Source organism: Pseudomonas sp. MWU12-2345 (assembly GCF_023242385.1).
GTDB classification, from domain to species: Bacteria; Pseudomonadota; Gammaproteobacteria; order Pseudomonadales; family Pseudomonadaceae; genus Aquipseudomonas; species Aquipseudomonas gingeri_D.
In genome coordinates this window covers 304405-327458 of sequence record NZ_JALLJA010000007.1, presented here as the reverse complement: position 1 = coordinate 327458, position 23054 = coordinate 304405, and the positions used below count along the sequence as shown (strand labels likewise).

Below are 23054 nucleotides of genomic sequence, written 5' to 3'. Positions count from 1 at the left end.
GCGCTGTCTGCGCCCATACCTGATCCGCCCGGTTCAGCGGATAGGCAGAATGGCCCGGATACGGGGATCGCGCGCGTAGAGGCCGCCCCAGGTCATGGCGCCCAGAAGCAGGGAAATGATTTCCGGCGGCGACCCCAACTCACCCATGCGGACATGGGCGCAGATGGCCCCTCCCAAAAAGCCCGTCACCAGGATCGCGCCGAGGACTGCAGTGGCCGGGATGGCGTAAAGGAGGGCGCAGGCGAGCACGATCGGACCCACCACACGGGTCAGGTCCATCGCGAACCCGGTTTCCTGCAACAGGCTCGCGATCTGTGCCGGCGCGAAAAGCTGAACGGTGCCGTCTGCCACCAGGGCGATAACGACCAACGCGCTCATGATCCGGCCGACCCACAGGGCGTGATGCGAGGTCATGGTTTCAGGCACATGATGCAGATTCATCGTTTCGGACACTTGTCTTTCTCCGCTGGGGTTATCCAGTTTCGAAGCTTACTGTGTCTCCGGGATGTTATAAGCACTGACAAAGTGAACGTACTGTTCTCTCTGTGGTGAACAATTCCGAGGCCCGAACATGCAGAATCTCGAACCCCTCCTCATATTCATAACCGTGGCGGAAATGGGCAGCTTCACTCGCGCGGCCGATAGCCTGGGTATCCAAAAGGGCAGGGCCTCGACGGTGGTCCGCAAGCTGGAGGAGGAGATGGGTGTCAGGCTCCTGCACCGGACGACGCGCAGCGTGCAGTTGACGGAGGATGGACGCGCATTTCATGCCCGTGCCCGCGATCTGCTTGCTGATGTCGATGACCTGCACTCGATGTTCGCGGATGATCGCGTGACACTTCGCGGGCGTTTACGGGTCGATTTCCCGACCGAGGTGGCGCGCGCCACTATCGTACCGGCCTTGCCGGCCTTCATGGCGGCTTATCCCGAGTTGGAGTTGGAGGTGTCGAGTACGGATCGGCAGGTCGATCTGGTGCAAGAAGGGTTTGACTGTGTCTTGCGGCTTGGACCCATAAGGGACGAGACGCTGATTGCCCGTCCACTGGGCCAGTTGCCCATGGTCAACGCCGCCAGTCCCGCCTATCTGGCGCGCTATGGTGTCCCTCGAACGCTGGAAGATCTCCAGCGTCAGGGACATCAGATCATTCATTTTTCGACGATGTTGGGTGCAAGACCCTATGGATGGGAATATCCGGACGGCGACAGCCACGCGACGCTTCAGTTGCCAGGTGCGCTACACCTCAACAGCGCGCAGACCTACGAAGCGGCGGCCCTCGCCGGCCTTGGCCTGATTCAGGCACCGCTCTTGGGGATCGGCCAATATTTGGAGAGCGGATCACTGGTAGAGATCCTCCCCGATTTGCGTCGCCGAGCGCTGCCCGTGTCCCTCGTCGTCGCACATCGGAGCAATCTGTCGCGCCGGGTCCGGGTATTCATGAAGTGGGTCGAAGATGTGCTGAGGCCGCATCTGCAATAGCGAGGCGAACCTCTTCGTCCGTCCCCAACCGGAGGGGCTTGGATTTCAGGCACTCTGAGATTTTCCGGATCGCAAGTATCCGGCAATCAAGGCAACACGCGCGCCATAGAGGCGTGCCGTCTCCAGATCCCCTGGCGACATCTCTTCAGGGGAAGCATCGGCAGGTGTCTGCGCCATCGGAGCGATATAGGAGCCCATGCGATTCAGGTCATCGCGCTTCGAAGCCTTGACGTTCGCCGGCTTGATATCCATACCCACCCAGATGCCAGCGTGCTGCCCGGAGAGCAGGAAGAAGTATTCAAGAGTATTGAGCTTGTCGCCGTTGATACTGGCGCTGTTGGTGAAGCCGCCAAAGATCTTGTTTTGCCATCCGCCCTCAAACCAGATCTTCGAGGAGGCGTCCGCGAATCTCTTGAACTGCCAGCTAGGACCTCCCATGTAGGTCGGCGAACCAAACAGGATGGCATCTGCGCCGGCGAGAACTTCCCAGGCATCCTCGGCAACATTCCCCTCGGCGTCGATTGCAACGAGCACAGCGCCGGGGCCGGCGCCTTCAGCGATGGCGGTTGCCATACGCGCGGTATGGCCATAGCCCGAGTGGTAGACGATGGCTGTTTTAACCGAAGTGGTGTGTGGATTCATGAGTGCTTCCCTGTGTGATTCGTGCTGGTGGGTGACATGGGAATCACTCTACTGGGGCGAAAATGCGTTATAAATCACGGTAGATCGAACAGTCTGTTATCTCTCTGGTGAACAATGCCAAATTGCCGCAGGTTTTCGCACGGAGCCTCCGGCTCGTGCAGCCAGAAAGGCAAGAGCGGCCGCCACGCCGAGCAGCAGGGCACTCAACTCGAACGTCGCGCGGTAGCCGTTCAGATCAAATACCAGCCCACCCACTGTTGCGCCGCAGGCAATTGCCAACTGGATGATTGCCACCATCAGGCCACCTCCCATTTCTGCGTCTTCCGGTAGCGTTCTCGCTAGCCATGTCCACCATCCCACCGGCGCAGCCGTCGCAACCAGTCCCCAGAAACCCAGCAAGACCGTCGTGATGGCTACCGAGCTGCCGAATGACACCAGTGCCAGTGCAATCACCGACATCAGGATTGGAATGACGATCAGTGTTCGATACAGGCTGTTTTTCAGGAATGCTTCGATAAGGAATGTGCCAATGAGCCCCGTCAGACCCAGGACCAGCAACATCAGCGAGAGCATGGAAACGCTAACGTGAGTGACCGTTTCAAGGAATGGGCGCAGATAGGTAAACAGCATGAACTGGCCCATGAAAAACACACTGACGGCCAGCATGCCCAGCGCGACCGGCATTTGTTTCATCAACCTGAAAATGTTGCCGGTACCCGAGCGGTTGTGGGGCTTCATTGCGGGCAGGCTGATCGACAACCAGAGCGTGGCGATCAGCGCAACTGGAACCACGCAAAAGAACGCACCGCGCCAACCAATCAAGGCCCCGAGAAAACTGCCCAGTGGTGCCGCAACCACCGTTGCCAGTGCGTTGCCGCCGTTGACGAACGCCATCGCCCGGGTGATCTGGCCTTCAGGTACCAGGCGCATTGCGGTTGCCCCCGACAGCGACCAGAAGCCACCGATCGCCACGCCGATCAACGCGCGGCCGACCATAAAAAGCCAGTAGCTCGGCGCAAATGCAACGACCGTTCCTGACAGGATCATCAGCAGTGCCAATGAGATCATTAATGGCTTGCGGTCGACGCGTGCAGCCAGCATCGGGATCAGGAGGCTGGTGAACAAGGCGAACAGCCCCGAGACGGAAATCCCCTGGCCGGCTTGCCCCTCGGTGATATGTAGATTGGCCGCTATCGGCGTCAGCAGGCTGACGGGCATGAACTCCGATGCCACCAGCACGAAGGCAGCGAGCGACATGGCCACGACGGCACCCCATGAATGTTGTGTTTCACCGGAGGCTGAAAGAGTGTGAGGGGGCATTGAATAGTCCTTTGTTGCGTGAAGCGTCGTGGCTTCGGCAGCGAAGCCGCGAGAGAAGATCGGCGCCCGGTTTGGACATTGATCTGGCTACTTCAGATGACTGTTGAAGAATGCGGTCAACTTGGCGAATGGAATCAGATTGACCCGATCGTAAAGATCTACATGTCCGGCTTCCGGAATGATCAGCAGCTCCTTGGGTTCGGCTGCCCGCTTATAGGCATCCTCGCTGAACTCCCGTGAATGTGCCTGGGCGCCGGCAATAAACAACAATGGGCGTGGGGATATGCTCTCGATGTCGTTGAGTGGATAGAAGTTCATGAACTTCACGTTGCTGGTCAGCGTCGGCATCGTGGTTGTCTGCGGCGATGCACCGATGGGGGTGACCTCGCCGCGAGGTGTACGGTAGAAGTCGTAGAATTCGTCGCCCACGGCATTACCGGTCAGCTTGAGCGGCGTGCCGCCGGTGTAGCGGACTTCGCCACCCCAGAATTGCGCATCGCGCTGCTGTGCCGCTTCGAGAATGATTTGTTGGCGTTGTTCCAAAGTCACTGCGTGTTTGAGGCCGTTACGGTTGGCCGCGCCCATGTCGTACATGCTGACCGTGGCGATAGCCTTCAGACGCGGATCGATCTTGGCCGCACTGATGGCGAAGCTGCCACTGCCGCAGATACCGATGATGCCGATACGTTGGCGATCAACCGTCGGGCGAGTACCGAGAAAGTCCGCGGCGGCACTGAAGTCTTCAGCATAGATATCAGGCGACACCGCTTGGCGAGGCATGCCCTCGCTTTCCCCCCAGAAGGACAGGTCCAGCGACAGCGTGACAAAACCCTGCTCGGCCATCTTCGTGGCGTACAGGTTTGCACTCTGTTCCTTTACCGCCCCCATGGGGTGACCGACGATGATCGCGGCATTCTTCGATTGAGGGTTGAGGCTTTTCAGGGTGAACAGGTTCCCGGCGACTTTCATGCCGTATTGATTCTTGAAGGTGACCTTTTCTACGGTCACTTTATCGCTGGTATAGAAGTTGTCCGCACCGTTCGACATGTCGGCTCCCATTGAAGAAAAGGAGGTAAAGAGCATTCCAAGAGCAAGCAAAGTGCCTTTCACTGAGTATCCCTTTCGGTTGATCTGCATGGACTCAAGGGGGTTATCACCCGCGTGGGCACCGTAGGCTTGTACAAGCATGGGAATGTCCTTGATGAGTTTCTCGGGTGAACATTCTCTCGGTCTTTCCATGGGGCCTGAAGGGCATTCCTATGGATTACTTGCCTGATTCTCTGAGTCCTGATTTTTTGCAGAAGATTGGCGGGTCAGTTGGCAGGGTCCACTGCAGACCGTTTAGGTTTTCAGTCGCGGAATGCGCCATTCAAGAATATCGCCACGCGATTGGCATATGCCCAGCCTGCGTAAAATGCAGTGTGGGCGAGTAGTTCTTCCAGCGCCTGACGGCTGATCCCTTGGGCCTGGGCGTAACTGACAAAGGGCGCGAGCGATTCTAGATTTCCTTGAGCCGCCACGGCGCAAAACGTTGCCAATGTTCGGTCTCTAAGGGCAAGGCCAGGGCGATGCCATATTTCTGCCTCAAGCAGATCCGCGGTGAAGTGCTGCAGTGCTTCGGAGAAAGGCACAGAGGTTGTTGGCATATAGGCGCATTTCTCCGCTCCGCAGGCCTGAGACTCGTCGGGAAACTCATCAAGAACAATCTCCCTTTCTACGAAGATGTCCTTCAGCACCGCGATTGCACCGAATGTGTATGGAAAGCTTGCATAGCACGCAAGGTGAGTCATCAACTCCGACAATTCGCTGGGCCGCAGGCCGCAATCGAGCGCTTTGATGAAGTAATAGCGGTAGGCGTTGGTCGCGTTACGCGCTATCAGTGTGCTCAATGTCGCAATTGCACGCTCGCGTACTGTCAGACCTGGACGGTTCCACAGTTCATCGATGATCCGCTCCTGCGTGTAATCCACCAAGGCAGGGGCGACGGCGCCAATCATCTGGAAGATCGGATTGGAGTTTTGAGGCGTCATTTGTGTTTCCTTTGCTGAAAAGGGAAAAGACCACGGGCTCGGCCTGCATGCTGCGAAAGCCGAGCGCGGCGTTTTCAGCTATCTGTTGCGAGGGATGGCATGTCGATGACGAAGCAGGATTTCATCGTCAACCCCTACCATCTTCAGACGCGACCGTTGAGCAATTGCTGAGCGATTTCCGCAACACGCTGGCCGAGATGGGCGGCTGTGTTGAGGTCGCTCTCGATAGGCGACAGTTCTGGTGATTCGTCATTGGATTGCGCCATTGCGCCTAGCCATCCGCCGACGCGGTTGAGTTCGTTGGCGGTTTTCCCCGGGAAAAGGTCGACGCCTGCCCAGATCATGCCGTGTTGCGCGGCGAACAAAGCCATGGTGATCAGGGAGTTCAGCTTATCGCCATGCATGGCGCCGGAGTTGGTAAAGCCGGCAGCCACCTTATTGCGCCAAGCTTGTGATAGCCAAGCAGTGCGGGTTGAGTCTTCCATGAACTGCTTGAATCGGGCGCTGATGGTGCCGTTATAGGTCGGCGAGCCGAAGATGATGGCGTCACTGGCCGCGAGTACATCCCAGTCCACGGTTTCTCCATTGACAGCGATCAAATGAGGCTGTGCGCCTGCAACGCGTTCAACGCCCTGCATGACGGCCTCTGCCTGTTTCTTGGTGTGGCCGTAACCGCTGTCAAAAATGATGCTGATTTGCATGGAGGTGCTCCTGATTCCAGTAGGTAATGGTTCTATCCTCCTCGGAGTCAGGGCTAACTAGAAGTAGGGGTAAGGTTATATGACTCTCAACCTTAGGTTGCTAAACTGATACCTCCCTCACGGAATTCAATGGCACCTATATGGATTCAACGCACCGGGTTCGCGCCATACTGTCATTCGTCCAGGCAGCAGACACCGGCGGCTTTGCGGCAGCGGCGCGTGCCTTGGGCGTTTCCAGCGCAGCGGTCAGCAAAAATGTTGCGGGTCTTGAAAAGGCACTGGGCGTTCGGCTGCTGAATCGAACCACACGCACACTGAAGTTGACTGAGGAGGGCCGGGTGTTCCTGCGCCAGGCTCGTTTGGCGCTGGAGGCGCTCGATACGGCCGTCGACACTTTGGCGTCCCTGCGAGAAACACCCCACGGGCGGGTCCGCATCTCCTCGAGTGTGGCCTTCGGAGAACGTTACCTGGCGCCGGTATTGCCGGATCTGCTTGATCGATACCCGGGTTTGTCGGTTGAAGTGGACTTCGATGATCGGGTCGTCGATCTGGTCGGAGGCGGATATGACCTTGCCATTCGAGGCGGAAATATCCGCGACTCTGCACTCATTTCCAGACCGATCTGTCACCTCAATACTGTTATCGTCGCGTCACCTGAATACCTGGCCCGGCATGGTGCACCAGAGAGCGTCGAATCACTTCAACGGCACCGTCTGATTGCTCGACGCTTTCTGGATGGTGTTGTCGCGTGCTGGAGTTTTCAGTCAACAGACGGAAGCATCATCACAGTAGATCCTTCGGAGTCGGCCGTGATGACCCTGTCCTCGCCTGAGGGGCTTGTGAAGGCCGCGTCTGCCGGAGTAGGCGTGGCTGAGGTGGCCGTTCATCTCGCTTGGGAGCACTTGGTGGCGGGTAGGCTCAAGGTGCTCTTGTCTGCACAGCATCATCCGGGTGTTTATGAACTGGTCATTCAGTATCCGCATCGTGCATTGATGGCGCCGCGCGTCCGTGTCACCGTTGAGTACCTGCTACAGGCGTTTGCTGCAGAACCGACTCTTCATATCCCCATCGCCGATCTGGCACCTTTTGTCGTTGTCAATCCAAAGGGGCCCTTGGTGGTTGAAAGCTCGCTCGGCGGATAGGAGATTTTTTCTAGGTTATCGTTGCCTGATGGGTTATGTAGAAACCGCGGGGAGCGCTGCCTGAGTCCGTATCCCGCTCAGGCCGCGGGCTTTTCTTGTTCGTGGGCCTGTTTGGCACTCAAAATTTTGAGGGCGTTTGGCAGGGTGACACCGTTCTTGGCGGCGAGGATCTCAGCCATTACGCTGACGGCGATCTCGGCCGGCGTTTTGCTACCGATGTAGAGGCCGATCGGGCCGTGAAGGCGCTGAAGTGAGGCTTCACTTTCTCCAAAGTGCTCGATAAGACGTTCACGGCGCAATTTGCTGTTGCGCCGCGAGCCGATTGCACCGATGTAGAAGGCGGGGCTGTGCAACGCCTCGAGCAGGGCCAGGTCGTCCAGCTTGGGGTCATGGCTCACGGCGACGATGCTACTGCGCAGATCAGGCTTGAATGCCCGCACAGCGTCGTCCGGCATTGCGGTCAACTGCTCTACGCCTGGGACGCCCCAGCCGCTGATGTATTCGTGGCGGGGATCGCATACCGATACACGGAAGCCGTTGAATAGCGCCATGGTTGCCAGATATTCGGCCAGTGCGCCTGCACCGATCAGCAGCAGGCGGTAACCAGGGCCGAGGGTATTGGTCATCTGCCGGCCATCGAAGACGAACTGTTCTGGCGCGGCGCTAGCGCTCAAGGACACGGTGCCGGAGCTCAGATCCAGGCTGCGTCGCACCAGTCGGCCGGCATTGAGCTCGGCCAGCATTTGTTCCAGGGCATGCCACGACGCCGTGAACTCAAGAACCAGTTCCAGCGTCCCTCCACAAGGCAGGCCGAAGCGGTGAGCTTCGTCGGCAGTGATGCCATAGCGCAGCACTTGCGGTGGCCCGTCGGGAATACGGGTGCCGCCATGGGCCTCGGTGTATCGGTGGATCAGATCGTCTTCGATGCAGCCTCCTGACACGCTACCGACCACACGTCCATCGTTGCGCAGGGCCATCATCGAACCCACAGGGCGGGGTGAGGAGCCCCAGGTCCTGGCTACCGTGGCGAGGATGACGCGATGGCCAGCCTTGAGCCAGTCGTTGGCGGTGCGCAGGACCAGCAGATCGATACTTTCCATTTACTCTCTTTTGTTCAGGCCAGGGGGGTCTTGAAGATCATCGCGGGGCAACCCTGCTCGCGATGGAGATTGGTGTCGCCACCCACCGCTAGCGCATGTGCAGAATGATCGGGCTGCTGCTGGCCGGGTCGGTATGCCCACGTAGTTTGCCAACCGCTTCCGTATCGACCGCCGCCCCTTGATTGCCCCAGGTGCTACGCACAAAGGTCAGTACTTGGGCAATTTCCTGATCCGACAACTGATCGCGGAAGGCGGGCATGCGGTAGGCATCCGGTACACCGGCGGCGACGATACGCTGCGAGCCATTGAGGGTGATATTGATGGCTGAAGCATTCTCCTTTGCCAGTGCTGAGGTGGCTCCTGCCAAGGGCGGCATCCATTCGGGCTGGCCCTGACCGTCCAGGCCATGGCAGGAGGCGCAGCGGGTGACGTAGGTGTGCGCGCCGGGGCTGTCCAGGTGCTCGACGGCGGACGCCGCCTGGTACTGCCACGGCGTGCTATCACGCTGCGGATCGCCGGGCAGCGACTTGAGGTAGTGGGCAATTGCTGCCAGGTCCTCGTCGGCCATGAACTGCGTGGAGTTGTTGAACGCTTCGGTCATAGAGCCAAAGACCACCGCATGCTTGTTACGTCCGGCCTTGAGAAACTGAACGATCTCAGGCTCGCTCCAGCGCCCCAGCCCGGTGTTGGAATCCTGCCGCAGGCTGGGGGCGTACCAGCCATCGAGCAGCGCCCCAGCGAGGAAAGGTGCACCGGACTCGTCCAGGGCCTTCTCGTTGAAAGCAAGGCCGCGCGGTGTGTGGCAGCTGCCACAATGGCCAGGACCCTGGACGATGTAGGCACCTCGGTTCCATCGCGGATCCTGGGCTGGTTTGACGGCGTAGGGCGCCGTCGGTGCAAAAAGCCCATTCCACAGTGCGATAGGCCAGCGCAGGTTGAGTGGCCCTGGGATACCGTTGGGGATGTTGGCCTGGCTCACCGGTTGCACACCGTTCATGAAGAATGCGTACAGCGCCCGGATGTCATCGTCGCTGAGCTTGGCGTAGGACGGGTAGGGCATGGCCGGGTAGAGCCGCCGGCCGCCCGGCGCGACGCCGTGGCGCACGGCACGGTCGAAGTCGGCCAAGCTGTAGGCACCAATACCGGTGGCTCTATCCGGGGTGATATTGGTGGCGTGGATTGCCCCCAGAGGCGTAGCCATTTCCAGCCCCCCGGCAAAGGGCGCTTTGCCCGGCAGGCTATGGCAGGCTACGCAGTCGCTGAGTCGAGCGACGTACTCGCCGCGGTTGATCAGGGCCGGGTCAGGACTGGACTCGGTGACTTTCTCAGGCTCGAAGGGGGAGACTGGCTGGCGGGTGACGTACCACGTCAGTAGGCCTGCGGCGACCAGGCATGGCAGCGCCAGCCAGCTTACGGTTCTTGCGAATCGGCTGTTTTTCATGGACGGTCTCTGTCGGTCAACTGAAGGTGTATCGGCTCAATGGCATGCTTCGGATACGCTGGCCAGTCAACTGGGCCACCGCGTTGGCCACAGCCGGCGCCACTGCAGGCAGCGGAGGTTCACCGACTCCACCCATTTTTTCGCCACTCTCGACGATTCGTACATGCACCCTGGCCATGCGGGACGGTGGCAGGATCGGATAGAGGTCGTAGTTGCGTGCGCGTGGCTGACCATTCATGTAGACGGCCTCCTCCAGCAACACCTGTGATAACCCCAGAGCGACGGCGCCGTTGACTTGAGCCTCAACAATCGCCGGATTGACGACGCTACCCGGGTCAATCGCCTGCCAGATGTCGTGCACCTTGACCTGGCCGGCTTCGATCGACACCTCCGCGATCACCGCCGCGTGTGAGCCGAACGGAGAAGCCATGGCCACGCCCCGGGCGCGTCGGCTGCCGTCCTCGGCGGTAAAAGGGCCACGCTTCCAACCTCCGGACAGTTCGCCCACCGCGTTCAGCAGCGTGGTCAGACGCTGGTTATCGCGCAGCAGGTGCAGTCGCAGCTCGAACGGGTCATGGCCGCCTTTGTCAGCCAGTTCGTCAAGGAAGGCTTCATAGAAAAAATCGTTGAGAGAATTGCCTACCGAACGCCAGTAGCCGAGCATGGCCGGCCCTTTCACGTAAATCTGGGCAATGCGCCGATTGGCAATGGCGTAGGATTTACCCGAGAGACCTTCAAGGGCGGAGGGGTCCAGTTTTTCGCCCTGTTTGCCGGCGATGGCTTCTGTTGGGCCCTCGGTCACACTGACCGCTTCAATGGCTACGGGCAGGCCTCCGGCATCCAAGGCTGCACGGAACTTGACCACGGCGACGGGGCGCAGCACGTCCCGCAGGAACTCTTCTTCGCGGCTCCAGATCAGTTTCACAGGACGGCCTACGGCCTTGGCCAAGGCGATGGCCTGTGGGTACGGGCTGGCCGAGTCATAGAGGAAATGACGGCCGAAAAAACCGCCCAGCAGCGGCGAGTGCAAGGTGATTCGTGATGGGGCGAGGCCGGTGCGTTTAGCGATGTCGTTGCGGAACATGTCCGGCGCCTGGTTGGGTAGCCAGACTTCAAGCGAGCCGTCGGGGTTGAAGCGCGCCAGGGCCGAAGGCGGTTCCAGTTGCGCGTGGTTGAGGTACTGGTTGTGGTAGGTGGCCTCGACCTGGGTCTTGGCACTGGCCAGTGCGGCGGCCACATCGCCTTCGCGCTCGTCCTCACGGGCCGGGCCCTGCTGAGTCGCAAGAGAATCGCGGAACGCATCACTGGAAAAATCAGCGGGCATCGACCGCACTTTTGAGTCGGCAGTCGGCTCAAGCCATTCGACTTGAATCGCTTCCACCGCGCGCTTGGCGTGCCACCAGCGGTCGGCGACCACTGCCACCGCACCGGGCAGCTGGTGAATGGAGTCCACGCCTTTCATCGCCTTTACTTGCGCTTCGTTACGCAGACTACCGACGGTCATTCCCAGGCGCGGTGCATGCTGCACGGCGGCGTGGAGCATGTCGTCGACCTTCAGGTCAATGCTGTAGAGGGCCTTGCCGGTGGACTTTTCGTAGGAATCGACACGCCGCACTGGCTTACCGATCCAGCGGAACTGGCTTGGATCGCGCAGCTGGAGGGTCGACGGGTCGGGCACTGGCATGTCGAGGGCTCGACCCGCCAACTCACCGTAGCCAAGAGAGCGGCCAGAGGAGGCATGCACCACCCGGCCGGGCTCTGTGGACAGCTCGGCCAATGGCACACCGAGGTGCTCGGCCCCAGCCTGCAAAAGCATCGTACGGGCCAAGGCGCCAAGACGGCGCATGGTTGGGTAGCTCATGCGCACTGACATGCTGCCTCCGGTGATGCGCATTCCGTTTTCCATCACCACGTAGGCTTCGCCGGGCGGTGCGCTCTCGACGATGAAGGTGGCCGGATCGGCATCGAGCTCTTCGCCGACAATCTGTGCCATAGCTGTGTGGGTGCCTTGTCCGCCTTCCATGAAAGGGCTGAGTAGGCGTACGGTGCCGTCCGGGCGAATCTCGAGAAACGCCGGAACCTGAGTCCCGCGCTCTGCGGTTGTCGCGGTGGCGGCCTGCACCCTGGTCGAGCCGAGCGGAAGGCCGAAACCGAGTACCAGGGCACCCACGGCGGTACTGGTCAGAAACCGGCGGCGTGACAAGTTGACCGGCTGGTCCAGTGATTCGCCAAGTCTGCCTTCAGTGGCGTCGATGTGCTTATTCATCATGCGCTCTCCGTTTTGGAGGTTTGTGCGGCAAGGTCATGCACGGCGGCATGAATCGCGTTGTAGGTACCGCATCGGCACAGATTGACCATCGCTGCCTTGATCTGGGCATCACTGGGCGCCGGGTTGTGCTTGAGCAGCGCGGTCGCCGCCATGACCTGTCCGGACTGACAGTAGCCACACTGTGCAACTTGGTGTTCGACCCAAGCGGTTACAACGCGTTTGCCCACCTCATCGGCTTCGATCGCCTCGATGGTGGTGACCTCGCGCCCGACGACTCCGGCTACGGGGGTAACGCAGGCACGCACCACGTTTCCGTCGACCAGAACAGAACAAGCACCGCACTGGGCCAGGCCGCAACCGTACTTGGTCCCCGTCATGCCCAGATTGTCGCGAATCACCCAGAGCAAAGGAGTGTCGGCGTCAGCATCGACCTGATAGGTCTTTTGGTTGATTCGTAGTTCCATGGCTCACCTGCTGATCTTCGGTTGGGGTTTCGTTGTACTTATGAGGCGCGCGCGGCAAGTCGTATCTCAGGTCAAAAAAATCTATCAACACCATGGTTATGCCGGAACGCTTGGCGTATCGGTTATTGGAGCCTCAGGCTGTGTGCGCGTCTTGCGTGAACGCATATTGTTTGGGTTCTTGACCACGCATCAACGCAATGTCTCTACGCGGTGTCGTACCGAACAGGCGGCCATATTCGCGACTAAATTGGGAAGGGCTTTCGTAGCCGACGGCGAAGGCTGCCCGCGATACTTCCAGATGTTCGTTCAGCATCAGCCGTCGTGCCTCGTTCAGACGCAACCACTTCTGGTACTGCAATGGGCTCATCGTGGTGAGTTGACGGAAGTGATGATGGAAGGTCGGCGCGCTCATCTGGACGCGGGCGGCGAGCTCGTCGATGCGCAACGCAATCGTATAGTTGAGCTTGAGCCAGTCGATGGCTCTGGCGATTCGATAGCCTTGGCCATCGACTGCAGTAATCTGTCGGAGTCGGGCAGCCTGGTCACTTTTGAGTAGGCGATAGTGAATCTCTCGTTGAATCATCGGGGCAAGCACGGGGATCGCTTCGGGCTCGTCCAGCAGTGACAGCAGCCGGCTGATCGAATCTATCAGGGCAGGTGTTGTTGTACCGATGCCGACACTTTGCTCTGATGCACGATCGCGTTTCGCTGATAACCCACCTTGAGTGATGAGCTCTGCCAGTACGTTTACTTCCAGTTTCATGACCAGGCCGATGCATGGATGCTGCGGGCTGGCTACTAGCACTTCGGAGTTGGCTGGCAGGTCCAGAGAGGTGATCAGAAAGCTCGATGGGTCATAGGCGTAGCCCTCGCCACCCACCCAAAGTCTTTTTTCGCCTCGGGCAACGAGGATCAGGCTGGGCTCGACCATGCACACGGCAGGGGGCGCCGGCAGTTCGCGACGGAACAACGTAAGGCCTGAAATCGACGTGGTAAAGTCGCCCGGCAGGTGAATCTGATGGTCGATGATCTTTGCCAGGGGTGACTCCTGGCAGGCGCTGACTTGAGGCATGATGGCGTACTCCTGATCGAACTCTATCTCGCAGGCGAAGGGTTTCCTATCTATCACGCTGCAAGTTCAGAGGATTAGGCAAGTATTCCAGCGGATTGAGCTACATCAAGGGAGGGGGGCCGTACAAAGGCCTCAATCGCTAAAAAGCGCTGGTACAAACCACTCGTTGGGCTTGGGCCGCAGCAGTCCCGGTTTGTGCAGCACAGGATCACGTACTACCCGTCGGCGGAACTCGTTGGCGGTGAAAATGCCAGGGAAACTCCACCCGTTATCGAAGGAAATTGATCTATGAGCCTACCCCCAGAAGGACTTCCCATTTATCGCGTACTGACTGGCCCCGATGACGCCGCCTTTTGCCACCGTGTCAGTGACGCCTTGAGCATGGGGTACGTGCTGCATGGTTCTCCTGCAGTCACTTTCAACGGGCAGCAGGTGATCGTTGCGCAGGCAATAATCTGGTCCGCAGGTGCTACCTCCGCCAAATAGTCAGCGACTATCTCCTGGTGCGAGGACGGCCGCTTTCCCTACAATCCGAGGCCTCATGAACAAGCAACTTGCTTGCCGGGGCATCTTCCTGGCTCCGAGGCCTCATGATCCTTTTCACCGCTTGCAGGTCATTGGTCGCGATAGGGCACTTCTTCGTCCGGGCCCAAGTACACCGGTACCCGCCATCCCACCTCGCGTAACGAGTGCTGAACCTGGTCTTGAACACCCAGCAGTGTGGCAAAGATGGCCATGCGTACGGCGATACCGTTATCCGTCTGTTTGAAGATGGTCAGTCGCGAGTCGGAGTTGAGATCGACGCTGAGGTCATTGGCGTCCGGGCGCGAGTCCCGTGGTAGCGGATGCATGATCAGGGTGCGGGCACCGCAGGTGGCGTTGACCAGGGCCTGGTTGATCTGGAAGTCGGTGCTGTAGCCCTCCAGCGTTTCCTGCTGGGCAAAGCGCTCTTTCTGGATGCGGGTGGCGTAGACCACATCCGCGCCCTTCAACCCACTGGGCAGGTCGTAGGTCTGTTCGACATGGTGGCCATTGCGTGCAAGGTGCTCCACCAGGCTCTCGGGCAACATCAGCGACGGTGGCGAGATCAGGGTGATCCTCAAGTTGCGGTACAGCGCCAGCAGTTTGCTCAGCGAGTGCACGGTGCGGCCGTATTTGAGGTCGCCGACAAAGACGATATGGGCGCCATCAATCAGCTTGTCCAGGCGCGAGAATTCGCGTTGGATTGTGTAGAGATCGAGCAATGCCTGGCTGGGGTGTTCACCCGGCCCGTCGCCGGCATTGATCACCGGCACGTGAGTGGCACGGGCAAACTCGGCTACCGCTCCCTGCTCTGGATGGCGCACGACAATGGCATCGGCGTAGCCGCTGATGACCCGGCTGGTGTCATGGATCGACTCGCCCTTGGCCATTGAGGAAAAGGTAAATCCGGTGGTGTCGCACACCGATCCACCCAGGCGGGCGAAGGCTGAGCTGAAACTCAGGCGGGTGCGGGTGCTGGCCTCGAAAAACAGATTGGCCAGTACCGCACCTTCCAGTACGCGTGTGGTTTTCTGGCGGCGTGCAATCGGCTGCATGATGTCGGCGACACGCAACAGCGCCTCTACCGAGTCGCGGGTATAGCTGTCCACCGACAACAGGTGTTGGCCCGATTCACTGTTACCTGCTGGATGGGTATCTACACTATGTGTATAGGTCGATGTCTTTTTTAGAATTTCCAGGATAAACCGCTGGGCAATCTCCGGCATATTACGGACTTCTGGCGACTCGTCTGGCAACAGCCAGCTATCCAGGGCTCGCCTGGAAACGCCGATGCGCTGCGCCAATGCGTCACGGGTGAAGTTCAGGCGACGCATGGCATCACGCAGGAAGACTTGCTGGGACATTGGGAGTGATCTCGAATGATGTGTACACGTAGCGTATTGTTGCTCGCCGGTTCGTGTAACTCAAGCGTAGATTTTCGGCTGGTCTCGCAGGCGGGTGCTTCACCGGTTCATGCCCAAGTGTGCTCAGGTGCAATTTCTGCTGGAGCAGTTCCAGAAGCAGGGCAAGGCTAGCTATACGACGCTAGGACAGCGCAAGAATCCAAGGCGCACCCAGGCCCAGCAGCAGAATGAGAAACAACCCGCCGAAGATAGAGCCCAGGCGCCAGTAATCGGCACTGGGCAGATAACCACTGCCGTAGTAGACCGGGCTCGGCCCCGTGCCATAGGGTGTGATGATGCCCATCAGCCCCAGCGACGTGCCCAGCAGCAGCGCGAAGGCTTGCAGATCGATGCCGCTCACCCCCATCCCGGCCGCCAGCATCACCGGCAGCAGCGCGGTGGTGTGGGCGGTGGAGCTGGCAAACAGGTAATGAGCCAGATAAAACACCACCACCAGCAGCATCATGGCAACGTTTGGAGAAAATCCATTCAGGTGGGCCGCGACGAATTGACCAAACCACGGCACAAAGCCCACCCGTGTCAGCCCGTCGGCCAGGGCCACCAGGGTGGCGAACCAGGCGAAGGTGTTCCAGGCGGCCTTGTTGCCCAGTGCGTCATCCCAAGTGATGACCTGGGTCAGAAGCATCAACACGATGACCAGGATGCCCACCAGGGCCGGGTCGAGCCAATCCCCCGCGAATATCCACAGTCCGAGCGCACTCACCACCAACGCCAACAGGATCTTTTCGCGGCGAGACAGTGGGCCCAGATCTATCAGTTCGCGGGCCGCCCAGGCCGGCACTTCTTCGTTGCTCTTGATCTGTGGCGGATACAGCCAGTACGCCAGCAAGGGCAGCACTGCCAGTAACAGCAGGCCGACCGGTGCGGCGGCGATAAACCACTGGCCCCAGGAAATATGCACGCCGGCGATTTTTTCGATCAGGGCCGAGGCCAGCAGGTTGGGCGCCAATGCGGTCATGAACAGTGAGCTGGTGACACAGGTGGAGGCGATGGCAACCCACATCAGATAGGAACCGATGCGCCGGGCGCTGGGGTCGTTCGGCTTGGAGTCGTAGAGTCCGGGCAGGTTGCGAATCACCGGGTAGATGGTCCCGCCACTACGAGCGGTGTTGGACGGGGTAAAGGGCGCCAGCACCAGGTCCGCGAGCATGACGGCATAGCCCAGGGTCAGGGTCTTGCGGCCCATGCGCTTGACCAGCAGCAACGCGATCCGCCGCCCCAGCCCGGTCTTCTCATAGCCCAGGGCAAACATGAAGGCGCTGAAGATCAACCAGACCGTGTTGTTCGCGAAACCCGACAGGCCCCATTTCAAGGCCTCCGCAGGCACCTTGAAGCCTGGGCTGGCCAGTTGTTCCGGACTGAACAGCACCCAGGGGGCCAGCACCGCCGCGACCGCGACTCCGATCAGGCCAATCACGGCGCCCGGCAGCGGTTCGAAGATCAGGCCGACGACCACCCCGGCGAACAGGGCGAAAAAATACCAGGCATGGGGGGCCAACCCGGCCGGTGCCGGCAGGAGGGCGAGCACCAGGGCAACGCAAGGTGGCAGCAGAAATGTCCAGAGATTACGCACGATCGAGTTCCTAATAATACCGGGGCTGAATGCGAGTGAAGGGTGATTGCAGGTCATCAACCCACGGCAATGACTTGAGCGGCGTATTCGTTGCGAAATTGCTTCAGGGAGCTGAGCACCACCGTTGCCGCGCCATCGATCAGGCCACAGCGGCCGCTGCCCGGAAGCAGATGGCAGAGACTCTCCAGTGCCTTCAGGTCATCGGGCAGGCCCATACCGGTATCGATTCGCCGCAGCAACCGCGAGAGTTGATAGGTCCCGGCTTTACACGGCGGGCACTGGCCGCAGGAGCCCGCCGCAAAGAAGTCGACGTACTCCGCCACCTTGCGCACGATGCTGGTGCCCTCCGAAATCACGATCATGGCCCCGGTCCCCAGGCTTGAACCGCGGGCCTTGAGCGTATCGAAGTCCAGGGGCACATCCAGGTCCTCCGCGCCCAGCAGGGTATTGGAAGGACCGCCGGTGAATACCGCCTTGAAGGCGCGTTCGCACAACATGCCACCACCGTGCTGGAAAATCAGCGTGCGCAACGAGGTGCCCATCGGTAGTTCGTACAGGCCTGGCCTGAGTACGTCCCCGGAGAGCGAGTAGAGCTTGGTCCCGCAGGCGTCACCCAGGCCCAGGTCTCGGTACCAGGCGGCGCCATGGCGCAGGATGTGGGCAACATGGGCCAGGGTTTCGATGTTGTTGATCAGCGTCGGTTGGCCATGCACGCCACTTTGCGCGGGGTAGGGCGGTTTCTGCCGGGGGAAGGGGAAGCCCCCTTCGACACTGGCGATCACCGCGGTTTCTTCGCCGCCGATATACAGGCCCGAGCTTTCCACCACCGCAAGGTCGATCGGGCGATTCTGCTGCCGGGCGACTTCGGCCAGGAGGGCGCAGCCCCGCCATTGCTCGACGGCCTGACGCACAACGGCCACTGCGCTGTGCTGGTGCGGGTTGACGTAGAGGTAAACGTGATTGGCCCCTGTGGCCAGCGCGGCAATCAATGCGCCCTCGATCACCTGATGCGGCGACTTTTCCAGTAGCTCGCGATCCTTGAAGGTGCCTGGCTCATCCTCGTTACCGTTGCACAGGACATACTTTTCCAGCTCCGCGGGCTGCTCCGCCACGGCGGCCCACTTGCGATGGGTGGGGAAGCCGGCGCCACCCAGGCCGCGCAGGTCTGCCTCGGCCAGGGTCGGGAGGATGCCGCTCGGATGGCTGAGTGCGGCGCGCAAGCCTTCACCGCCGCCCTGGGCGAACCAGGCATCGAGGTCGGCGCCCACTTGTACGGCGGGGGCGAGTAATACGAGTTGAGTCTTCATCTCAGGCATCTCAGTAAGGCAGCGAGTCGGCGTGAGTGGTCGGCAGTGCACCCTTGGCCCGGTGGGGCACGGCACTGTGCCGGCGCAGGTCGAAGTTGCCGTACCCGGGAAACAGCTCGGGGCCGTAGACGTCCAGCGGCAAGCCGGCGGCGATCAACTGGCGTTGCCAGTCGTACACGTGGGACAGGCCGACCTTCGGCGCGGGCGTAGGGTCGGCGGTGTGGGCCGCGTGCTCTCCAGCCCGGCGTCCGAAGGTGATGATCTCTGCCAGGGCGTTGCCCATCATGCGATTGCGGCCATGGATGCCGCCGCTGATTTCGCCGACGCAGTACAGCCCGCGTACCGAGGTCTCGCCGTTCTCGTTGATGGCCACGCCACCGTTTTGATAATGCAGGGTCGGCCGGACGATCAGCGGTTCCACGGCCGGATCGATACCGCACTGGGCCGCGACATGTCCCAGGCTCACCAGGCGTTCCTTGAGAATCCCCGGATGGCGGCGCTCCAGCCCGGGGGTATCGAGCAAGACGCCCAGTTGCCCGTCACGCTCGACGCCACGGCCTTCGGCGCATTCCTTGAGGATCGCGGCGGACACCACATCGCGGGTTTGCAGTTCGGGGATGAAACGCTGCCCCAGGCCGTTCACCAGATAGGCGCCGGCCGAGCGCGCGGCTTCGGAAACCAGCCCGCCGACACGATGCGACGGCCAGGCCAATCCGGTGGGGTGATACTGGAAGGAATCGATTTCGCGCAGGCGAGCGCCAAGACGATAGGCCAGGATCAAGCCGTCGGCGGTGGCGCCATAATGGTTGGAAGTGGGGAAGCCATTGAGGTGCAGGCGCCCGGCGCCGCCCGTGGCGAGTATCACGCGGCTGGCGCGCACGAGGATGAAGCTGTGTCGTTCCAGGTTGTAGAGTACGCCGCCCACGCAGGTGCCGCTTTCATCGGAGAGCAGCTCGACCAGAGGGCAGCGGTTCCACACGCTCACCCGCTCTTCCAGCTCCACCGCCTCGCGCAGCACCCGCATCATCTCCAGACCCGTGTAGTCCTTGAACGAGAGGATGCGCGCACGGCTGGCACCGCCGGGCTTCTTGCGCAGCAGCTTGCCACCGATCAGGCCGCCCTCGGCGAGATCGAAGTGCATGCCGCGCTCGATCAGCCAGCGGATAGTCTCCGGCCCCGACTGGGCGAGGCGCGCCGCCAGCGTTCGATCGGCACAGAGGTGGCCGGCGCGCAGGGTGTCTTCAAAGTGAATCTGGGGGCTGTCGTCCTCGCCGACGGCCGCCTGTATACCGCCCTCGGCCATCACCGTATTGCTGTCGCCCAGGCGCAGCTTGGTCGCGAGGATGACATGGGCACCGTGCTCCACGGCGGTCAGCGCCGCCGCGCAACCGGCACCGCCGCCGCCGATAATCAGCACGCCGGTATTGACCACCGGGGCACCGGCCAGGGCCGCGTCATCAATTTGCGCGTTGCTGTGCAGGCGCTCCGTCAGTTCGCGTGGGCAATGGTCCCCGCGATTCACGCCCACCTGCAGCGGCGTATTGGCCCCCACCCGATAGTCCGGGTGGAAGGCGTGCAGCAGTGCCTGTTTATCGAAAGCTTCAGAGGCGGGCTCGCAAGCGCTGGCGCGCAGTTGGGCCAGGGCTTGCGGATAAGGAATACCGGGCATGTCGTGTTCCTTATTCCAGCGTTACGTTGGGGTCGACGTTCATCACGCCGCGGTTGATCTGGCTCAGGCGCTGCATCAGGTCCGCCGGTCGAAAGCCGACGGACGCTGACATCCGGCGTATGTAGAGGCCCAGATGGTTCGGCGAAATATGCTCGGGGCAGGCGATGGTGCACAGGTTGCACATGATGCATTCGTTGAATACCTGGCTCGCTGACAGATCCCCGACGGCGGCCAGGTTGACGCCTTTCTGCACCTCCAGGCCCTTGGGGCAGGCGCGGTCGCAACCGCCGCAGTGCCGGCAATGGCTGGCTTCGGGAAAGGTGGCGGCAATGCGCTCGGAGATGTTCCAGGTGTCATCCCAGTCATGGAGGTTGTAGGTGTGGTGCCGGTTCATGGGCAGATGGTCGAGGAAGCTGATCTGCAAACCCTGCTCGACCCGGGTTTCGCAGGCCAGGGCGGTGCTGACCTCCCGTTCGCCGGCGCGCCGGATCAGCACCCGGCACGAGCCACAGACGCCTTGGCCCATGCAGCCGACCGCGTCGATAAGCGGTTGTCCCGAGTCGATAACGGCTTCCAGGATCGAACGCAGGGCGCTGGTTTCGATCAGTTCTCCATTGATGGTGACCTGAACCGGGGATGTTGGCATAAAAACTCCTGAACGCCCCGCAAACGGCAAGGGCTCAAGGGCAGCCTAGAGCATCACGGCCAGAGGGGAACTGATACGGCTCAATAAAACCGAACACGCCCCTGCCGAGTTTGTCGTTTGCAGATGCTTAAGCCGCCCAAGTGCCCACCGAGACATCTGGAGCAGGGCTGTCATACACTGGATGCCCCTTACGTTGAGGTCGATTCATGAGACGGGTGCTCGGCTGCTGCCTGCTGTCTTTCCTTGCTTTCTCAGCTACTGCAGCGGATCTGCGCATGCTGACCGATAACCATCCACCCTTGCATTTTCAGCGCGGCGATGAGTTGGTGGGGTTTGGCGTTGACGTGGTGCACGCTCTCGCAGAGATAACCGGCGATCATGTGCATATTGAACAGGCGCCCTTGCTTAGGGCCTTGCAAGTCGCTGGCACGGGCTCGGACACGGCAGTTTTTACCGTACTGCGTACTGCCGAACGCGTGCCGCACTACCAATGGGTAGGCCCATTGCTGGACGTCGAAACGGCACTCTATGCGGGATCTGGAAAAGCACCGCCGTTGCATAGCCTGCAAGACGCCAGTGCCGTCGGCCGAATCGCACTGCCGCGTAAATGGCTGGCTTACGATTACCTGAAAAAACAGGGGATGAGTAATTTGTACGGCGTGGAAACCCCCGAGCAGATGATGCGATTGCTACGCCTGGGGCGAACAGATCTGATCGTCGCGGATACGCTCACCATCGCCTCGCTGGCTCATGAGGCCGGGCTCAAACCTGACGAACTGCACTACCAATGGCCACTGATGACGCAGGGCGCCTATATCGCCTTTTCCCCACAGACGGACGCCCACCTGGTTGCGCGCTGGCAGAACGCGTTCGACGAGATGAACCGTGATGGGCGCCTGCAACAGCTGAAGCAGCGTTGGTTGCTTGATCGCGTAACAAAGTGAGCCCGGTACTTGGACGGGGTCTTAGTCGCGTTTCCGGCTTTACCCGCGACGCCACTGAGAGTGTCGCTTGCATACGACTTGGATCGAACGGGCCATGTGGACTGGCGACGAGCCTGACCGTCTCGAGTACAACCAGGAGGTTGAGATCGAAACGCGTCAGATCGCCATTCATAAACAAACCACCGACCCGCTAGATCGGGCTCTTGGTGGCATACAATTTTTTGGCTTCAGCAAAACACTTTTCGGCGATGGCCGAGCGTGGTTCGGTTTTACGCATCACCAGGCCCAGAGGCGCAAGGACGCTGGCATCCGGCAGGTTGATAAAGGCCAGGTTCTCGATCGGATTATCCAGGCCACTGTCCAGCGGCATGATTGAACAGCAAAAACCTTCGTGGATCGCCTGGAACAACTGATACGTCGAATCGCTTTCGAGTATTGGCTGTGGGTCGAGGCCGCGGCTGCGGAAACTCAGGTCAATGGATTTTCGATAGTGCATGCCATTGCTGATCATCCCCAGGGGCAGCTCGGCGGCGTCTTCCCAACTCATTTCCGTGCCTTCGAAATGGAAATGGCGCGTGTCGTAAAGCAGGCCGACGCGGGTCTCGCCCAGTTCGAAAAACTCCAGGTAATTGGGGTTTACGTGGTCGAGATAACACACGCCCAGGTCCAGTTGATTAGTGCCCAGCGCTTCGATGATCTGGTCCGAACTCATGGAGGACAAACTGAACTTGAGCTCCGGGAAGGTCTGGGACAGACCCTGGATGTAGCTGATCGGGCTGAAGCCGCTGAGCGGCACCAGGCCCAGGCGCAGGTTGCCGACCAGCTGACCGCGACAGGCGGCGGCTTCGGCGAACAACCCGTCATGGGCGGCGAGCAAGGTTTTGGCCCAGGCCAGCACGCGTTCACCGGCCTGGGTGAACCCTTCGAAGCGCTGGCCCCGGGTGACCAGTTCCAGGCCCAGTTCATCCTCAAGATTGCGCAAACGCATGGACAGCGTCGGCTGGGTAATGTGGCAGCGCGCGGCAGCCTGCCCGAAGTGTCGAGTCTGCTCCAGCGCGATCAGGAATTTGAGTTGCTTGATGTCCACGATGGCACCTGCTGAGGAGTAAATAAGAGGTCAGTATTGAGGCCGCTGTGCAGAACGCAGGGATGGTTTCGGTAATCCTGGTCCGGCCCTTTGAAACAATGCCGTGGGCGTTATCCGATGGACGCCGATGGCCAGCCTGTGGGGTGCGCAGACAATCTCACTGTCCTGTCCGTGTGTCCAATCACAAGCATTGAATGGCTGATCGATTGACTCAATCAGCGGCG

General features: G+C 60.4%; 21 protein-coding genes. 4 read left to right on the top strand and 17 right to left on the bottom strand.

Annotated features, from left to right (window positions below):
- Window positions 1-33 precede the first annotated feature (33 nt).
- Window positions 34-453 carry a DoxX family protein gene (locus M5C71_RS16815; RefSeq protein WP_248768313.1) on the bottom strand — a complete coding sequence of 140 codons (420 nt, stop codon included), beginning with the start codon at window positions 451-453 and terminating at the stop codon, window positions 34-36.
- 118 nt (window positions 454-571) lie between these two features.
- On the opposite strand from M5C71_RS16815, the gene M5C71_RS16810 reads away from it, so the two are divergent.
- Window positions 572-1477, top strand: a complete 906-nt coding sequence (locus M5C71_RS16810; protein ID WP_103498889.1) for a LysR family transcriptional regulator — start codon at window positions 572-574, stop codon at window positions 1475-1477.
- Between the two features lie 45 nt (window positions 1478-1522).
- Here M5C71_RS16810 and M5C71_RS16805 read toward each other — a convergent pair whose 3' ends face one another.
- The 5 genes from M5C71_RS16805 to M5C71_RS16785 form a co-directional block, all read right to left on the bottom strand.
- Window positions 1523-2119, bottom strand: coding sequence for a flavodoxin family protein (locus tag M5C71_RS16805; RefSeq protein WP_248768312.1), 597 nt, complete (start codon window positions 2117-2119; stop codon window positions 1523-1525).
- A 96-nt stretch (window positions 2120-2215) separates the two neighbouring features.
- Window positions 2216-3439: an MFS transporter gene (locus M5C71_RS16800; RefSeq protein WP_248768311.1), complete on the bottom strand. Its 1224-nt coding sequence runs from the start codon at window positions 3437-3439 to the stop codon at window positions 2216-2218.
- Between the two features lie 87 nt (window positions 3440-3526).
- A complete protein-coding gene (locus tag M5C71_RS16795; protein ID WP_248768322.1) occupies window positions 3527-4549 on the bottom strand; it encodes an alpha/beta hydrolase in 1023 nt (340 codons plus the stop codon).
- A 239-nt stretch (window positions 4550-4788) separates the two neighbouring features.
- On the bottom strand, window positions 4789-5469 hold the full coding sequence (locus M5C71_RS16790) for a carboxymuconolactone decarboxylase family protein (RefSeq protein ID WP_248768310.1): 681 nt from the start codon (window positions 5467-5469) through the stop codon (window positions 4789-4791).
- A gap of 143 nt (window positions 5470-5612) precedes the next feature.
- On the bottom strand, window positions 5613-6170 hold the full coding sequence (locus tag M5C71_RS16785; RefSeq protein ID WP_248768309.1) for a flavodoxin family protein: 558 nt from the start codon (window positions 6168-6170) through the stop codon (window positions 5613-5615).
- A gap of 140 nt (window positions 6171-6310) precedes the next feature.
- Between M5C71_RS16785 and M5C71_RS16780 the strand changes: the two genes are divergently transcribed.
- Complete coding sequence (locus M5C71_RS16780) at window positions 6311-7312, top strand: LysR family transcriptional regulator (RefSeq protein ID WP_248768308.1); 1002 nt, start codon at window positions 6311-6313, stop codon at window positions 7310-7312.
- Between the two features lie 77 nt (window positions 7313-7389).
- Here the strand turns inward: M5C71_RS16780 and M5C71_RS16775 are convergent, their stop codons facing one another.
- From M5C71_RS16775 to M5C71_RS16755, 5 genes are all read right to left on the bottom strand, one after another.
- Entirely contained in the window at window positions 7390-8412 is a 1023-nt protein-coding gene (locus tag M5C71_RS16775) for an XdhC family protein (RefSeq protein WP_248768307.1), read from the bottom strand.
- 88 nt (window positions 8413-8500) lie between these two features.
- Window positions 8501-9853 (bottom strand): cytochrome c, encoded by a 1353-nt coding sequence (locus M5C71_RS16770; protein ID WP_248768306.1) that lies wholly within the window; start codon window positions 9851-9853, stop codon window positions 8501-8503.
- 16 nt (window positions 9854-9869) lie between these two features.
- Window positions 9870-12119: a molybdopterin cofactor-binding domain-containing protein gene (locus M5C71_RS16765; RefSeq protein WP_248768321.1), complete on the bottom strand. Its 2250-nt coding sequence runs from the start codon at window positions 12117-12119 to the stop codon at window positions 9870-9872.
- Window positions 12119-12586 carry a (2Fe-2S)-binding protein gene (locus M5C71_RS16760; RefSeq protein WP_248768305.1) on the bottom strand — a complete coding sequence of 156 codons (468 nt, stop codon included), beginning with the start codon at window positions 12584-12586 and terminating at the stop codon, window positions 12119-12121. The genes M5C71_RS16765 and M5C71_RS16760 overlap by 1 nt, the downstream gene beginning before the upstream one ends.
- A gap of 133 nt (window positions 12587-12719) precedes the next feature.
- Window positions 12720-13658: an AraC family transcriptional regulator gene (locus tag M5C71_RS16755; protein ID WP_248768304.1), complete on the bottom strand. Its 939-nt coding sequence runs from the start codon at window positions 13656-13658 to the stop codon at window positions 12720-12722.
- 288 nt (window positions 13659-13946) lie between these two features.
- Between M5C71_RS16755 and M5C71_RS16750 the strand changes: the two genes are divergently transcribed.
- On the top strand, window positions 13947-14144 hold the full coding sequence (locus tag M5C71_RS16750) for a DUF1737 domain-containing protein (RefSeq protein WP_177104610.1): 198 nt from the start codon (window positions 13947-13949) through the stop codon (window positions 14142-14144).
- 128 nt (window positions 14145-14272) lie between these two features.
- Here M5C71_RS16750 and M5C71_RS16745 read toward each other — a convergent pair whose 3' ends face one another.
- The 5 genes from M5C71_RS16745 to M5C71_RS16725 all read right to left on the bottom strand — a co-directional run bounded on the left by M5C71_RS16745 (window position 14273) and on the right by M5C71_RS16725 (window position 20799).
- The gene (locus M5C71_RS16745) at window positions 14273-15544 is read right to left on the bottom strand and encodes an aspartate carbamoyltransferase (RefSeq protein WP_248768303.1); all 1272 of its coding nucleotides are present in this window, start codon (window positions 15542-15544) and stop codon (window positions 14273-14275) included.
- 181 nt (window positions 15545-15725) lie between these two features.
- Window positions 15726-17177, bottom strand: coding sequence for an anion permease (locus M5C71_RS16740; RefSeq protein WP_103498894.1), 1452 nt, complete (start codon window positions 17175-17177; stop codon window positions 15726-15728).
- 56 nt (window positions 17178-17233) lie between these two features.
- Complete coding sequence (locus M5C71_RS16735) at window positions 17234-18484, bottom strand: NADH-ubiquinone oxidoreductase-F iron-sulfur binding region domain-containing protein (protein ID WP_248747314.1); 1251 nt, start codon at window positions 18482-18484, stop codon at window positions 17234-17236.
- 10 nt (window positions 18485-18494) lie between these two features.
- Window positions 18495-20153 carry an FAD-binding protein gene (locus M5C71_RS16730; protein ID WP_177104604.1) on the bottom strand — a complete coding sequence of 553 codons (1659 nt, stop codon included), beginning with the start codon at window positions 20151-20153 and terminating at the stop codon, window positions 18495-18497.
- Between the two features lie 10 nt (window positions 20154-20163).
- On the bottom strand, window positions 20164-20799 hold the full coding sequence (locus M5C71_RS16725) for a 4Fe-4S dicluster domain-containing protein (RefSeq protein ID WP_248768302.1): 636 nt from the start codon (window positions 20797-20799) through the stop codon (window positions 20164-20166).
- Window positions 20800-21005: 206 nt separating this feature from the next.
- Here M5C71_RS16725 and M5C71_RS16720 point away from each other — a divergent pair, with 206 nt between their 5' ends.
- Entirely contained in the window at window positions 21006-21743 is a 738-nt protein-coding gene (locus M5C71_RS16720; protein ID WP_248768301.1) for a transporter substrate-binding domain-containing protein, read from the top strand.
- Between the two features lie 190 nt (window positions 21744-21933).
- On the opposite strand, the gene M5C71_RS16715 is transcribed toward M5C71_RS16720, so the two are convergent.
- Entirely contained in the window at window positions 21934-22830 is an 897-nt protein-coding gene (locus M5C71_RS16715) for a LysR family transcriptional regulator (RefSeq protein ID WP_103498899.1), read from the bottom strand.
- Window positions 22831-23054: the final 224 nt, after the last annotated feature.

Bases quoted from the DNA above. Each gene is read 5' to 3' on its own strand.
- M5C71_RS16810 (WP_103498889.1), top strand. From the start codon at position 572: ATGCAGAATCTCGAACCCCTCCTCATATTCATAACCGTGGCGGAAATG.
- M5C71_RS16805 (WP_248768312.1), bottom strand. From the start codon at position 2,119: ATGAATCCACACACCACTTCGGTTAAAACAGCCATCGTCTACCACTCG.
- M5C71_RS16800 (WP_248768311.1), bottom strand. From the start codon at position 3,439: ATGCCCCCTCACACTCTTTCAGCCTCCGGTGAAACACAACATTCATGG.
- M5C71_RS16790 (WP_248768310.1), bottom strand. From the start codon at position 5,469: ATGACGCCTCAAAACTCCAATCCGATCTTCCAGATGATTGGCGCCGTC.
- M5C71_RS16785 (WP_248768309.1), bottom strand. From the start codon at position 6,170: ATGCAAATCAGCATCATTTTTGACAGCGGTTACGGCCACACCAAGAAA.
- M5C71_RS16780 (WP_248768308.1), top strand. From the start codon at position 6,311: ATGGATTCAACGCACCGGGTTCGCGCCATACTGTCATTCGTCCAGGCA.
- M5C71_RS16775 (WP_248768307.1), bottom strand. From the start codon at position 8,412: ATGGAAAGTATCGATCTGCTGGTCCTGCGCACCGCCAACGACTGGCTC.
- M5C71_RS16770 (WP_248768306.1), bottom strand. From the start codon at position 9,853: ATGAAAAACAGCCGATTCGCAAGAACCGTAAGCTGGCTGGCGCTGCCA.
- M5C71_RS16765 (WP_248768321.1), bottom strand. From the start codon at position 12,119: ATGAATAAGCACATCGACGCCACTGAAGGCAGACTTGGCGAATCACTG.
- M5C71_RS16760 (WP_248768305.1), bottom strand. From the start codon at position 12,586: ATGGAACTACGAATCAACCAAAAGACCTATCAGGTCGATGCTGACGCC.
- M5C71_RS16755 (WP_248768304.1), bottom strand. From the start codon at position 13,658: ATGCCTCAAGTCAGCGCCTGCCAGGAGTCACCCCTGGCAAAGATCATC.
- M5C71_RS16750 (WP_177104610.1), top strand. From the start codon at position 13,947: ATGAGCCTACCCCCAGAAGGACTTCCCATTTATCGCGTACTGACTGGC.
- M5C71_RS16745 (WP_248768303.1), bottom strand. From the start codon at position 15,544: ATGTCCCAGCAAGTCTTCCTGCGTGATGCCATGCGTCGCCTGAACTTC.
- M5C71_RS16735 (WP_248747314.1), bottom strand. From the start codon at position 18,484: ATGAAGACTCAACTCGTATTACTCGCCCCCGCCGTACAAGTGGGCGCC.
- M5C71_RS16730 (WP_177104604.1), bottom strand. From the start codon at position 20,153: ATGCCCGGTATTCCTTATCCGCAAGCCCTGGCCCAACTGCGCGCCAGC.
- M5C71_RS16725 (WP_248768302.1), bottom strand. From the start codon at position 20,799: ATGCCAACATCCCCGGTTCAGGTCACCATCAATGGAGAACTGATCGAA.
- M5C71_RS16720 (WP_248768301.1), top strand. From the start codon at position 21,006: ATGAGACGGGTGCTCGGCTGCTGCCTGCTGTCTTTCCTTGCTTTCTCA.